At 70.3% G+C, this 13,404-nt stretch carries 12 protein-coding genes; 3 read left to right on the forward strand and 9 right to left on the reverse strand.

Annotated elements, in window-relative coordinates; genetic code table 11:
• Positions 1 to 18 precede the first annotated feature (18 nt).
• From ACO073_RS19930 to ACO073_RS19945, 4 genes are all read right to left on the reverse strand, one after another.
• On the reverse strand, positions 19 to 2,502 hold the full coding sequence (locus ACO073_RS19930) for a TonB-dependent siderophore receptor (protein ID WP_421999626.1): 2,484 nt from the start codon (positions 2,500 to 2,502) through the stop codon (positions 19 to 21).
• A gap of 229 nt (positions 2,503 to 2,731) precedes the next feature.
• Positions 2,732 to 3,700: a FecR family protein gene (locus ACO073_RS19935; protein WP_421999627.1), complete on the reverse strand. Its 969-nt coding sequence runs from the start codon at positions 3,698 to 3,700 to the stop codon at positions 2,732 to 2,734.
• A 75-nt stretch (positions 3,701 to 3,775) separates the two neighbouring features.
• On the reverse strand, positions 3,776 to 4,288 hold the full coding sequence (locus ACO073_RS19940) for a sigma-70 family RNA polymerase sigma factor (protein ID WP_421999628.1): 513 nt from the start codon (positions 4,286 to 4,288) through the stop codon (positions 3,776 to 3,778).
• A 72-nt stretch (positions 4,289 to 4,360) separates the two neighbouring features.
• Entirely contained in the window at positions 4,361 to 4,873 is a 513-nt protein-coding gene (locus ACO073_RS19945; protein ID WP_421999630.1) for a hypothetical protein, read from the reverse strand.
• A 72-nt stretch (positions 4,874 to 4,945) separates the two neighbouring features.
• Here ACO073_RS19945 and hemP point away from each other — a divergent pair, with 72 nt between their 5' ends.
• Positions 4,946 to 5,125 carry a hemin uptake protein HemP gene (gene hemP / locus ACO073_RS19950; RefSeq protein WP_421999632.1) on the forward strand — a complete coding sequence of 60 codons (180 nt, stop codon included), beginning with the start codon at positions 4,946 to 4,948 and terminating at the stop codon, positions 5,123 to 5,125.
• A 48-nt stretch (positions 5,126 to 5,173) separates the two neighbouring features.
• Here hemP and ACO073_RS19955 read toward each other — a convergent pair whose 3' ends face one another.
• The 3 genes from ACO073_RS19955 to gcvA form a co-directional block, all read right to left on the reverse strand.
• Positions 5,174 to 6,931 carry an ABC transporter transmembrane domain-containing protein gene (locus tag ACO073_RS19955; protein WP_421999634.1) on the reverse strand — a complete coding sequence of 586 codons (1,758 nt, stop codon included), beginning with the start codon at positions 6,929 to 6,931 and terminating at the stop codon, positions 5,174 to 5,176.
• Between the two features lie 278 nt (positions 6,932 to 7,209).
• Positions 7,210 to 8,814: an ABC transporter substrate-binding protein gene (locus ACO073_RS19960; protein WP_421999636.1), complete on the reverse strand. Its 1,605-nt coding sequence runs from the start codon at positions 8,812 to 8,814 to the stop codon at positions 7,210 to 7,212.
• Between the two features lie 116 nt (positions 8,815 to 8,930).
• Entirely contained in the window at positions 8,931 to 9,851 is a 921-nt protein-coding gene (gene gcvA, locus ACO073_RS19965; RefSeq protein WP_421999638.1) for a transcriptional regulator GcvA, read from the reverse strand.
• 126 nt (positions 9,852 to 9,977) lie between these two features.
• On the opposite strand from gcvA, the gene ACO073_RS19970 reads away from it, so the two are divergent.
• The gene (locus tag ACO073_RS19970) at positions 9,978 to 10,868 is read left to right on the forward strand and encodes a TauD/TfdA dioxygenase family protein (RefSeq protein ID WP_421999639.1); all 891 of its coding nucleotides are present in this window, start codon (positions 9,978 to 9,980) and stop codon (positions 10,866 to 10,868) included.
• A gap of 13 nt (positions 10,869 to 10,881) precedes the next feature.
• Positions 10,882 to 12,237: an LLM class flavin-dependent oxidoreductase gene (locus ACO073_RS19975; protein WP_421999640.1), complete on the forward strand. Its 1,356-nt coding sequence runs from the start codon at positions 10,882 to 10,884 to the stop codon at positions 12,235 to 12,237.
• 318 nt (positions 12,238 to 12,555) lie between these two features.
• Here ACO073_RS19975 and cyaY read toward each other — a convergent pair whose 3' ends face one another.
• A complete protein-coding gene (gene cyaY, locus ACO073_RS19980; RefSeq protein ID WP_421999641.1) occupies positions 12,556 to 12,855 on the reverse strand; it encodes an iron donor protein CyaY in 300 nt (99 codons plus the stop codon).
• Entirely contained in the window at positions 12,852 to 13,358 is a 507-nt protein-coding gene (locus tag ACO073_RS19985; protein ID WP_421999642.1) for a hypothetical protein, read from the reverse strand. Before ACO073_RS19985 ends, cyaY begins: the two co-directional genes overlap by 4 nt.
• Positions 13,359 to 13,404 lie beyond the last annotated feature (46 nt).

Raw genomic sequence — 13,404 nt, forward strand, 5'->3', positions numbered from 1 at the left:
TGTTTCCGAGTCCGCCCGCTAGAAATCCGCCGTCAGGGCGAGGCGGAAGGTCCGCGGCGCGCCGATCACCAGGTTGCTGGCCGACGAGCCGCCCTGCCAGTAGTCGTTGTCGAGCACGTTCTCGACATTGAAGCGCAGCGCCACCGGCTTGCCGGTCGGGCCAAGGCGATCGAAGACGTAGCGCAGGCCGAGGTCGAGGCGCGTCCATTCCGGCAGGGAGCGCCGCGGCGCGGTCGTGTCGATGTACTGCGCGCCCGTGTACGTGATGCGCCCCAGCGCGGTCAGGCCCCGCGCGAAGGGCAGGTCCCATTCGCCGCCCAGGTTGAACTGGGCGCCCGGCGCGAACGGAGCGATCCAGCCGTCGGTCAGGCCGCCTTGCGTCTTGGTCAGCACGCCGCTCAGGAACATCGCGCCACCCAGCACGCGCACGCCCTCGGCGAGCTCGCCGAAAAAGTTGAGCTCGATACCCTGGTTGCGCTGCTCGCCCGCCAGCACCAGCGTGTTGGTGGCGACGTCGGCGATCGTGCTGGGCTGCGAGATCTGGAACACGCTCGCCGTCGTGGTGAGCTTGCCCCAGTCGATCTTTATGCCGGCCTCGAACTGGGTCGTGACGTAGGGCGGGAAGACCTCGCCGGCATTGGCGTAGGAGGCGGAAACGACAGTCCCCTGCTGCAACCCCTGGATGAAGTTGCCGTAGAAGGAGACGTTCTGCCAGAAGGGCTTCAGCACCAGCGCGACCGACGGCGTCACGGCGCTCTGGTCGTAGTCCGAGGTCTGCGCCCCGGTCGTGGTGTTGTAGTTCGTCGACTTCACCTGCTGCAGGCGGACGCCCGCGGTGAGCTGCACGCGCTTGCCCGCGAGCGACAGCGTGTCGGCGAAGGCCAGGCTGTTGAGGTTGGTGATGCTCGAGATGTTGGCCTGCGGCGTCGGGATGTTGGGAGACGGGATGTAGCTCGGGCTGTAGATGTTGGTGGCGTAGCCGGTGCCGAAGGCGAAGCCGACGCCGAAGATCTGCTGGATGGCCGTGGCGTTGACGTTGAACTCGTGCCCGATGATGCCGGTGTCGACGAGGCCGCGGATGCCGGCCGTGCCGACCAGGTTCTGGAAATAGTAGCTCAGATTGCCGATGCTGGCCGTGGCGCTGCCGTCGATGTTCGAGATCCGGACCGATCGCGGCAGCTGGTACTCATCGCGGTTGTCGCGCACACCGCCGCTGGCATAGAGGGTGATGCGGTCGGTCAGATCGACCTCGCCGTTCACCACCGCCCAGGCATCCTTGCGCGCGATGTATCCCCACGCCCCACCCTGGCTGGTGCGCGCGTCGGGTGCCGCGGGCAGCGGCACGCCGGGCGCCAGGGCGAGCTCCGGCAGCGCTCCGCCGACGAACTGGTACTGGTAGCCGAGGTCGCTCGACACCCGCACGCGTTCGCCGCGGAAGTCGAGGCCGAGCGTCGTCAGGGTCCGCTTGTTCGTGTTCCATTGCACAGGCGTCTCGCCGCCGCGAAAGACGCCGTTGAAGCGAACGCCGAACTGCTTGTCGGCCCCGAAGCGGTGCGCAAGGTCGGCATGGCCGCCGAACTGCGAGCCGGAGGCATAGTCGGCGGTGAGCTGCGCCAGCGTCGGCTCGGGCGCCCGCTTGGGGATCACGTTCACGATGCCACCATTGCTGGAGCTGGCCGTCATGCCGTTCAGCATGGCGCTCGGCCCGCGCAGCAGCTCGACGCGCTCGGCCAGCTCGGTCATGGTCGAGTAGTACGGCATCATGCCGTAGAGCCCGCCGAACAGGATGGAGCTCGAGTAGGTCGGGAAGCCGCGGATCCACAGGGCACCGCTGTTCTGGGTCAGGTCGGAGCCGCCGAAGCGCACCGACGGGTCGTCGGCCAGGACGTCGAACACGGTGCGCGCCTGCTGGTCCTGGATCTTCTTCGCCGTGTAGCTGGTCTGGTTGAAGGGTGTGTCCATGACGCCGCGGTTGCCCAGCAGGCCGATCTGCCCGCCGGTCGCCACCTGGCCGCCGGCATAGGGCGGCGGCAGGTTGTCGATCATCGCCTGCGGCGGCACCGGATAGCCCTGGACCTGCACCGGGTCGAGCTGAAGGACGCCGCGCGGCGCCGGCGCGGGGCCGCTCACCGTGACGGTGTTGCCGCCCGTCACGCTGGCCACGAGCCCCGTGCCGGCGAGCAGGCGGGCGATCGCCTGCTCGGGCGTCATCGTGCCGCTGACGCCGGTGCTCGCCTTGCCCTGCACGAGGTCGCCATGGGCGGAGACCTGCCAGCCGCTCTGCTCGGCGAACTCCATCAGCGCCGTTGCCAGCGGCTGGCCTGGAATCGCGAAGGACCGCGGCGTCCCGCCCTGCGCCTGCTCCGTCGGCGCCTGTTCTCGCTGGGCCTGTGCCTGTGCCTGCGCCGTGGCGGACGCCATCGCGAGGGACATCATCGCCGCCGCCGCCGGCAGGGTGCAGCACCCCTTGAGCCTTCGCGACCTCACTCCGTACACGCGCATGCCGTTCGCTCCCCCCGACCCAACCGGAGGTGAGGCACGCGGCCGCGGCCTCGCGCACTCACCTGACTAGGGTGACGACGCGACGGTGGAAGCGTTCAAAAAAAGACTCGATCGAGACGACGGAAGCCGATGCGCTAAAGCAGCTTGCGATAAATCGGGAACGCATCAAGTCGGGCAGCCCCGCCTCGGCATCGAGCGTCCGGCCGATTCCGACCGAACGCTCGATGCTCTAGTCGCCGGCGATCACGATCAGCCACGGCGAGACGCGGTGGACGCTCGCGCCCTGCGCGGACGCGACGGCGCGCAGGGCGCCGACCGGGTCGCTGAGCGTGTAGGCGCCGGTCAGCGGCTGGCGCGCGAGACGGTCGCCCACCAGCACGACCGTGCCCGGGAAGTAGGGACGCAGGGCATCGACCACGGCCGCCACCGGCCGGTTCTCGACCATCAGGCGGCCCCGGCGCCAGGCACCCACCGACTCGGCCTCGACCTGTCCCCGCCCCGTCGCGCCGGACCGCTCGATGCGGACCCAGTCGCCGGCGCGCAACTCGGCGGCGCCGGGCGCTCCCGGCCGCGTCACCTCCACGATGCCCTCGCGCACCGCGACCTCGGTCGCGTCATCGGCCGTGGCGACGTCGAACGCGGTGCCGATGTCGCGCGCCTCCGCGCCCCGCGTCGCGACGATGAAGGGCCGGCGATCGCCGGCCGCCACGACGAAGAAGGCGCGGCCCTGAAGAAGGCGCAAGCGGCGCTCGCGAGCGGAGAAATCGACGGCGACGGCGCTGCGCGGCGCCAGCTCGACGCGGCTTCCGTCGTCGAGCACGAGGCTGCGTACCTCGGCGGTGGCGGTCACCTGGTCGGCCTCGAGGCGCAGGAGGAGATCGGGCCCCCAGGCGAAGGCGAGGCCGAGCGCGACGGCGAGGCCGGCGGCGGCGCCCAGCGCGCGTCGGCGCACGCGCCGCGCCGGCAACCGTTCGCGCGTCGTGCCGCGATCCTCGCCGGCCAGCGTCCCGATCTCGCCCAGGCCCTGCCAGAGGGCGCTCATCTCCTCCCAGTCGCGGCGGTTGGCGGGACTGGCGGCCAGCCATCGCTGCAGGCCGGCGCGCAGCGTCTCGTCCTCGGGATGATCGGCGAGCGCCACCAGCCATTCGCTGGCCCGTGCGGGCAGGCCATCGTTCGCTGGCGGGGATGTGCTGTGCATGCTCGTCCTTGGCTCGCCGGTCGCCCCTTCATATAACGCGCGCGGCTTCGGCCCATTCAAAGAATTCGCCGCCCCTCAGGGGCGCCGCTGGATGCGGTCGCGGCAATATTCGAGGCTGTCGACGATCAGCCCGTGCGCGGCGCCGACCGAGATGCCGAGGCGCGCGGCGACCTCCTTGATGGTCTGGCCTTCCAGGCGGTGAAACTCGAGGGCAAGACGCGCGCGCGGCGGCAGTTCGGCGATGGCGGCGCGCAGCGCAACGAGATCGGAGCGGCCGGCCGCCTGCGCCTCGGGCGACGGACGCGCATCGACGGCGCGATCGGTGTCGGCGGCGTCGGCCGGGATCATGAAGCGGCTCTCGCGCGTGCGCTGGCGCAGGCCATCGAGCGCGAGATTGCGAACGATGCGATAGAGGTAGGCCAGCGGCTCGTCGAAGGGCCGGCCGCGGCTGGCCGAATCGAAACGCAGGTAGGCTTCCTGGACGACATCCTCGGCGCGGGAATGGTCGCCGACGATCCGCTGCGCGTAGTCCACCAGCCGGAGACGGTGCGCCAGGAAGACAGACAGGGTTCGGGACTCGTCAGGCATGCCGGCGCGCATAGTGCGGCAAGTGATAATCAGTCGCAATATATGCTTGCAGCACGGGTGCGCGCGCGTCCCTCAGTGGATGCGGCCGGAGGCCCCGCCGGCGCCCGCCGATCCGAGGCCGGCATCGACGAGATGGCGCGCCAGCCGCTTTACCTCCGCCGTCGCCACCGGCCGGCTGTCGGGCGCGAGCAGTGCGGCGAGGCAGGCCGCGAGCCGCGCGTCGAGACCGTCCTGCGCCATGGCCGAAAGCGCCAGCAGCACGCCCTCGTCCGGCCCGACGATCAGCACTTCGGCCGACAGGATCTCGGGCGGCCGCCGGGCGCCGCAGAGGATGGCGTCCATCAGCATCGCGAAGTGCGGCAGGGCCCGGCCGAGGCCCGCCTGCTCGAAGCCCCGCCGCAGCGGCGAGGCGTCGCCCGCCTTGCGCGCCCCCATCTCCCAGGCGACGACCTCCTGGTGCCATTGCCGGATCGCCCAGAGAAGAAAGCGGTCGCCGAGCGGCAGCACGTCGATGGCGGGCGCGAGCGTCGCCGACGGCGCGGGCCGACGCCGCGGAGGGAGTGCGTGACGATCCTGATGTTTCATGGCCATGCCCCGGTTGACGAGGGCTCCACTATATGTGATTAATAATCACTCGCAATACAGGAGGCCCGGCCCGTGGAAGCTGCACAACCCATCGCGATGAACCGTCCCGCTCCCGAGGCCGACGATCCGTCCATCCGCTCGGTCGAGAGCGCCGAGCTGCTGAACGGCAATCGCGAGCTTCTCATTCGCCACGGCGACAACACCTACCGGCTGCGGCTGACGCAGTCGGACAAGCTCATCCTCACCAAGTAGCGGGCCGATGCGGCGTCCCTGCCCCGCCTGTCGGGGCCGGGCGCACCCCTACTCGGCAGCGGCGGCGGACTGGTTGAACTGCAGCTCCGCCAGCCGGGCGTAGAGCCCGTCGCGCCGCACGAGGTCGGCGTGACGGCCGACATCGACCACGCGTCCCTGGTCGACCACGACGATGCGGTCGGCCTTCTGCACGGTGGCGAGGCGATGGGCGATCACCAGGGTGGTGCGTCCCTTCATCAGCCGGTCGAGGGCCTGCTGCACGGCGAGCTCGCTCTCGGCATCGAGCGCGCTGGTCGCCTCGTCGAGCAGAAGGATGGCGGGATTGCGCAGCACGGCGCGGGCGATCGCGATGCGCTGGCGCTGACCGCCGGACAGGCGCAGGCCGCGCGCGCCGAGATCAGTGTCGAAGCCCTGCGGCATCGCCTCGATGAAGGCGAGCGCCGAGGCCGCGCGGGCGGCGTCCCGCACCTCCGCGTCGCTCGCCTCGGGACGACCGTAGCGGATGTTGTCGGCCACCGAGGCGGTGAACAGGACCGGCTCCTGCGGCACGATCGCGAGCGCCCCGCGCAGGTCGGCGAAGGCGAGGTCGCGGATGTCGATGCCGTCGATGCAGAGCCGGCCCGCCTCGGGATCGTAGAAGCGCAGCAGCAGGTTGAAGACGGTGGTCTTGCCGGCGCCCGACGGGCCCACGATGGCGACCGTCTCGCCCGGCGCCACGTCGAGGTCGAAACGATCGAGCGCCAGCGACTCGGGTCGCGTGGGATAGCGGAACGACACCTGCTCGAAGCGCACAGCACCCTTCACCGGCTGCGCCAGCGGCATGGGCTGCGCCGGCTCGACGATGGCGGGCGACTCGGCGCGCAGCTCGGCCAGCCGCTCGGCGGCGCCGGCGGCGCGCTGCAGGTCGCCGATCGTCTCGCTGATGGCGCCGCCCGAGCTCGCGACCAGCACGGCGTAGAAGACGAAGGCGGTGAGGTCGCCGGCCGAGATGCGGCCGCTCAGCACGTCGTGGCCGCCCATCCACAGCAGGAAGCCGACGGCGGCGAAGACGATGAAGATCACCATCGTCGTCATGATGGCGCGCTGGGCGATGCGGCGACGGGCGGCGTCGAAGGCGCGCTCGGTCGCCTCGCCGAAGCGCAGGGCGGCACGCTGCTCCTGGGCGAAGGCCTGTACGGTGCGGACCGCATCCAGCGTCTCGCCGCCCTCGGAGACGAGATCGGCCATGCGCGCCTGCGATTCGCGCGACAGGTGCCGGACCTTGCGCCCGAACAGGACGATGGGCGCGACAACCAGCGGCACCACGCCCAGCACCATCAGGGCGAGCTTGGGGTTGGTCACCACCAGCATGACGACGCCGCCCACGCACATCAGCGTGTTGCGGATCGCCACCGAGGCCGAGGAGCCGATCATCTGCTCGATGAGCTGCGCGTCGGCCGAGATGCGGCTCATGATGTCGCCGGACCGCTTGATCTCGAACCAGGCGGGTCCCAGCCGCACGACATGGGCGAAGAGATCACGGCGCAGGTCGCCGACCACGCGCTCGCCCAGCCACGACACGAGGTAGAAGCGCGCGCCGGACGCGACCGCCAGCACGACGGCGACGGCGATCAGCGAGGCCAGCGCATAGTTCAGCACGTCGGGCCGGCCCTGGGCGAAGCCGCGGTCGATCAGCGCCCTGAGGCAGGCGCCGAAGGCCAGCACGGTGCCTGCCGCGACCACGAGCGACAGCGCCGCCAGCACGGTGCGCCTTGCATAGGGCCGCAGGTACGGGGCGAGGAAGGCGAGGCCGGAAAACCGGTTCATCGCCCAACCCCGCAGGCCCCGGCCGTGTGCGGCAGGAAGTCGACGACAGGATCGCTCATCGCTCAGTCCGGTCTATAGGCCCGTTCGGCGATGGGCAAAAGGGACGGTTTGTCACCGGCTCCCCGCCCCCCTCATTCCTCATGCTCCTCTCCCCCGCGAGGGGGAGAGGCTGGGTGAGGGGGACACGCACAGCCTCCGAAGTCCCCTCACCTAACCTCTCCCCCTCGCGGGGGAGAGGAACATGAGAGGAGAGGACCATGAGCGCGCGCCCGCGAGGCTCACTTCTTCTCGACGTTCCAGAACACCGTGACCGGCGCGGTGAGGTTGCCGGTGACGCCCTTGCGGCGGGCCATCGGCTGGACGTACTGGCCGAGCGGGATCGTGACGCCCTGCCCGATGATGCGCTCCTGGACCTTCTTCGCGATCTCGAGCTGCTTGGCCGGATCGCTCTCGCGGATGAAGGCGGCGCGCAGCTTCTCGATCTCCTCGTCGAGCGGCCAGCCGAACTGGGCGCGGTCGCCGCTCGCCTCGGCATAGTGGTTGTTCACCGGATCGAGCAGCAGCACGGCGGTCGAGGCCGTCATGGCGATGTTCCAGCCGCCCTGCGCCACCGGCACCTTCTTGGCCCGCCGGCCGACCAGCGTCTGCCAGTCCATCGACTGCATGTCGACCTTGAAGCCGCCGCGCTCGAGCAGCGTCTTGGCGACGGGTGCGAGGTTGGTGAGCACGGCGAGGTCGGTCGACTGCAGCACCACGATCGGCGTGCCGTCGTAGCCCGCCTCCTTCAGGATCTTCTTCGACGCCTCGAAGTCGGAGTTCAGCACGCCGTCCATCCCGGCCGAATTCTCGAGCGGCGTGCCGCAGCCGAACATGGTCCGGCAGACCTGGAAGTAGCGTGGGTCGCCGATCACCGCCTTGAGGAAGTCCTCCTGGTTCAGCGCCAGCGCCGCCGCCCGGCGGTAGCGCACGTCGTCGAACGGCGGCTGCTTCCAGTTGAAGCGCAGGATGTAGGTGTTGCCGAGCTTGTCGGGGATGATGATCTCGACATTCATGTCCTTCTCGAGCAGCGGCAGCAGGTCGTGCGCCGGCTGCTCGATCATGTCGATCTCGCCGTTGGCCAGCGCGTTGATCGCCGTCTGCGAATCGGGCATCGACACCCATTCGACGCGGTCGAGCCTGGCGACCTTGCCACCCGCGAGGCCCGAGGCGGGCTCGGCGCGCGGCTTGTAGTCGGGGTTGCGGACGTAGACGACCTTCTCGCCCGGCTTCCATTCGTCCTTCTTGAAGATGAACGGCCCCGATCCCGTCGTGTCGGAGATCTGCTGGCTGATCGGCGTCTCGGCCACGCGCCTGGGCATGATGAACAGCGGCACCGAGGACGGCTTGGCAAGCGCCTTCAGCATCAGGCCGAACGGCTCCTTCAGCGCGATCTGGAACGTCCGGTCGTCGATCGCCTTCATCTCCTGCGTCGACTTGGCGAGCAGGCCGCCCAGCGTGTCCTTGTCGGTCCAGCGCTTGATCGAGGGCAGCACGTCGGCGGTGGTCACCGGCTGGCCGTCCTGCCACTTCAGGCCCTCGCGCAGCTTGAAGGTCCAGGTGAGCTTGTCGTCGCTGACCGTGAAGCTCTCGATCATCTGCGGCTGCGGCTGCAGCTTCTCGTCGAGCGCGAACAGCGTGTCGTAGATCATGTAGGCGTGGTTGCGGCCGATGTAGGCCGTCGTCCAGACCGGATCGAGGATCTTGAGATCCGAGTGCATGACGACGCGCAGCGTCTTGGGGTCGTTCGCCAATGCCGGCGCCGCGACCAGCAGCGCCGCCGCGGCCAGCACCACGCGCCGGCCGAGGCCGGAGGCCGCCGCGCGCCTTCCGAAGTCTCGCGTCATTGCCTGTCCTCCTCGATGCGCCCGGTCATCCGGGCGGCGAACGTTCCCCCGTGCCAATCTCGACACAAGGCCGGCGCCCCGCCAACCCTTTTGCGTCCGCCCGCGGAATTCCGCTCTCAGCCCGCGGCGACCGCCGGCGCGCCGGCGACGGGGTCCGGAACGGCGCGGGCTTCGGCGAGGATCCAGTCGCGGAACAGCTCGACCTTCTGCTTGCGCACGTTGCGGGGATAGACGAGGCACCAGGCGCGCTCGCGCGGCACCCGCAGGCCGAACGGCGCCACCAGCCGGCCGCGCCGCAGATCGTCCTCGACGAAGGGCTCCCAGGCCATCGCCACGCCCCAGCGATGGCACGCCGCCTCGGCCGCCAGGGCGTAGGAATCGAAGCGCGGCCCGCGCTCCAGGTCGACCCGCTTCACCCCCGCCGCGTCGAGCCAGATCTTCCAGTCGCTCAGCGAATTCAGCACGTGCAGCAGGGTGACGCGGCGCAGATCCTCCGGCGTGCGCAGACCCTCGTCCTCGTACAGCGCGGGGTGCATCGCCGGGAACATGCTGCCGCGCAGCAGCGGCTCGAAATGGAGGTGGGCCGCCTCGCCCTCGAAGCGGATCGCCACGTCGATCTCGTCGTGCAGCGCCTCCAGCGGGCGCGGCGCCGTCAGCAGCTTGATGCGGATGCCCGGATGCAGCGCCTGGAAGCGCGGCAGGCGCGGCACCAGCCAGCGCAGGGCGAAGTTCGGCCGGGCGCTGATGGTCAGCATTGCCCCGCCGTCGATGCCCTTCAGCCGGTCGGTGCTCTCGCGCAGCCGGTCGAAGGCCTCGCGCACCGTCGGCAGGTAGAGCTCGCCCTGCTCGGTCAGGACCAGCGCGTTGTTCAGGCGGCGGAAGAGGCGGAAGCCCAGCCACGCCTCGAGGACCTTCACCTGGTGGCTGACCGCCGTCTGGGTGACGTTGAGTTCCTCGGCCGCCTGGGTGAAGCTGCAGGTCCGCGCGGCGGCCTCGAAGGCCCGCAACGACTTCAACGGCGGCAACCGGGTCGACATGCTGGGGCTCCAGGGCCGCCGGACGCGGCCTGTTCTGCCCAAGCTGTACTTGGGCAGACTGAAGATTATCGCCTTCGTGCCTTCGGGGAAATGGGGGAGGATCGGCCAACCGCCGGAGGAACCGCCATGCCGCTCGACAGCCAAAGCACCACCGTCTGGGTCCAGCCGAGCGGCGGCCCGCTGGGCGCCGATGTCCACGGCATCGACCTCGCGCGCGAGATCGACGCGGAGACCCGCGCCGCGCTTGTCGACGCCTGGTCTCGCCATCTCGTCCTGCGCTTCTCCGGCCAGCGGCTCGATGATGCGGCGCTGATGCGGTTCAGCCGCCTGTGGGGCGAGCTCGACCGGGTGCCGATCGGCACCGGCGCCGAGAAGGTGAACGGCATCGCCGCCGAGGCCCGCGACTGGGTGACCGTGATCTCCAACGTCAAGGTCGGCGGCAAGCCGATCGGCGGGCTGGGCGCCTACGAATCGGTCTGGCACGTCGACATGTCCTACAACCCGCTGCCGCCGCGGGCGAGCCTGCTCTACGCGATCGAGTGCCCGGCCGAAGGCGGCGACACCGGCTTCAGCAACATGGAGCTGGCCTACGACACGCTGAGCGACGAGCTCAAGGCAGCGATCGTCGGCAAGACCTGCACCCACGACGCGAGCCGCAACTCGGCCGGCGAGTTCCGCCGCGGCTTCCAGGAAGAGACCGATCCCCGCCGTACGCCGGGCGCGCATCATCCGCTGGTGCGCCGGCATCCGGTGACGGGCCGCACGTCGCTGTTCCTCGGCCGCCGGGTCGGCGCCTACATCCACGGCCTGCCGGTCGAGGAGAGCGAGGCGCTGCTGAACGCGCTGTGGGCGCATGCCACCCAACCGCATCTCGCCTGGTACCAGCGCTGGCGGGTCGGCGATCTGGTGATGTGGGACAATCGCTGCACCATGCACCGCCGCGACGCCTTCGACGAGACGGCGCGCCGGCTGATGCACCGCACGCAGATCGTCGGCGAGCCGGTGATCGCCGCCTGAGCCGGTCGGCGTCATGACGCGCCAGCTCCATCTCAATCTCTTCATCCAGAGCCGCGGCCATCACGAGGCGTCGTGGCGGCATCCCGGCGCCTCGCCGCTGCCCCTGACCGACATCGACTACTATGGCGGGCTGGCGCGGCAGGCCGAGGCGGGCCTGTTCGATTCGATCTTCCTCGCCGACACGCTGGCCATGCTCGACACGGTGGCGCAGGCGCCGTCGAGCTGGCTGGAGCCGATCACGGCGCTCGGCGCGCTCGCCGCCATGACGCGGCGGATCGGGCTGATCGCCACCGCCTCGACCACCTATACCGAGCCCTACAACCTCGCCCGCCAGTTCGCCTCGCTCGACCATATCAGCCGCGGCCGCGTCGGCTGGAACATCGTCACGACCTGGCTCGCCCCGGCGGCGCGCAACTTCGGCACGATCGGCCTGGTGGATCATGCCGGCCGCTACGAGCGCGGCGAGGAGTTCATGGAGGTCGTGAAGGGCCTGTGGGACAGCTGGGCCGACGATGCCGTGCTCGACGACCGCACCGCCGGCCGCTACGCGCGCGGCGAGCGCATCCGCGCCATCGACCACGCGGGGCCGCACTACCGCGTCGCCGGCCCACTCAACATGCCGCGCGGACCTCAGGGCCGACCGGTGTTCGTGCAAGCCGGCTCGTCGGAGACCGGCCGCCGCTTCGCCGCCCGCCATGCCGAGGCGGTGTTCACGGCGCAGATGGAGAAGAAGACGGCGCAGGATTTCTACGCCGATCTCAAGCGGCTGGCGGTTGCCGAGGGTCGGGCACCGGAACGTATCCTCATCCTGCCCGGGTTGAGCCCGGTGATCGGCGGGACCGAGACGGAAGCCAGGCGTATCGCGCAGGAGCTGAACGACCTCACCGATCCCGAGGTCGGCCGCAAGCGGCTGAGCGGCCGCTTCGGCGGTCACGATTTCTCGCACCTGCCGCTCGACCGGCCGCTCCGGCCCGAGGACTTCCCCGATCCCGGCACGGTGCAGGCTGCGCGCAGCCGCACCGAGGTGATCGTCGGCCTGGTGAAGCGCGAGACGCCGACGCTGCGCCAGCTCCTCGCCTACCTCGCCGGCGCGCGCGGGCACTACACGACGGCCGGCACGCCCGAGCAGATCGCCGACCTGATCGCGGACTGGTTCGCCGACGGCGCGGCCGACGGCTTCAACCTGATGCCGCCGGTGCTGCCGTCGATGCTCGACGCCTTCATCGCCGAGGTGATCCCGCTGCTGCAGCGCCGCGGCCTCTTCCGCACCGCCTACGAGGGCGAGACGCTGCGCGACCATTTCGGGCTCGAGCGGCCGGGCGACGGCTTCGCCGCGACAGCGCGGCCGGCAGCAGCCGCCGACGACTGACGGCCGCCCAAGCGGCCGCGTCCTCGCTAGGGGCGCGCCACTCCGAGAGTGTGAAGCTATCGGAGCACGCCCGAGTAGCGACAATCGGGTTCCTCTCCCCCGGTAGGGGCCCGGTAGGGGGAGAGGCCAGGTGAGGGGGTAGAAGGCTGTCTGCAGCCCCCTCATCCAACCTCTCCCCCTAGCGGAGGAGAGGAGCATGAGGAAGAGCGCGTCCTTTCGCTGCCTGGGCACGCCGCTCCGATAGCTTCACACTCTCGGAGTGGCGCGCCCCCAGCGCAAGAGCGATGAGCCTCGAGGGGGTCCGCGCTGCGGCGGCCGTCAGCTCAGCGCGACGCCAAGTTCCTGCGACAGCAACGTCAGAAGGTCCGGACCGCCGCGCGTGTCGGTCCACAGGCCGGACGCGGCATCGAGGGCGTAGTGGCGGGCGCCGCTGATCGGCGAGCTCAGCCAGATCTGCGACGTCGGCGCATGCTTGTTCACCACCCAGGTGCCCGCTTTGCCGTCGACCGTCAGGATCCCGCCCTGCAGCTCGGCATCGGCGTCGCTGCCGGCGCCGATCCCCTCCTCGAGGGCAGCGAGCAGATCGTCGGCGAGGGATTCGAAGGTCGAGTGGCTCATGGATGCAGGTTCCCCTCGGCAGCCAGGAACTGCCGGCGCAGAAGGAAGAGCAGGACGACGGCATGGCGGATCAGCAGCAGGCCGCCCACGCCGACCATGATACAGCCGGCCGCCACCAGCCAGTCGTCGACCTCGCCCGTGTAGATCACGCTGTTGGGGATCTTGGTCAACTCGATGGAGATCTCGGCGAACAGGCCGAGCACGAGCTGGCCGAGGCCGGCATGGTGGCAGTTGTGGTCCAGGTGGGCCTGCCAGGCCTCGTCCGGCGCCGGCGCCAGCCCGAAGATCTGGCGCAGGGCGCCGCGCTCCTCCAGCACGACGCCCAGCCCGATCATGATGATCCCGAGCCCCCCGATCGTCTCGATCTGCTCGTGAAGGTCGGGCTGCTGCCAGAGCCTGCTCCAGACCTCCCGCACGCCGAGCGCCATGGGCACGGCGATCACGAGCTCGATGAACGCGATCGAGAAGCGGGAGATCAGCACGCGGACGACGGGGCGGAGCATGGACACACTCTCTTGACGGCACGACGCTTCGGCTCGCCGCGGGGCC

The sequence above is a fragment of the Reyranella sp. genome, assembly GCF_965229815.1.
Taxonomy (GTDB): domain Bacteria; phylum Pseudomonadota; class Alphaproteobacteria; order Reyranellales; family Reyranellaceae; genus Reyranella.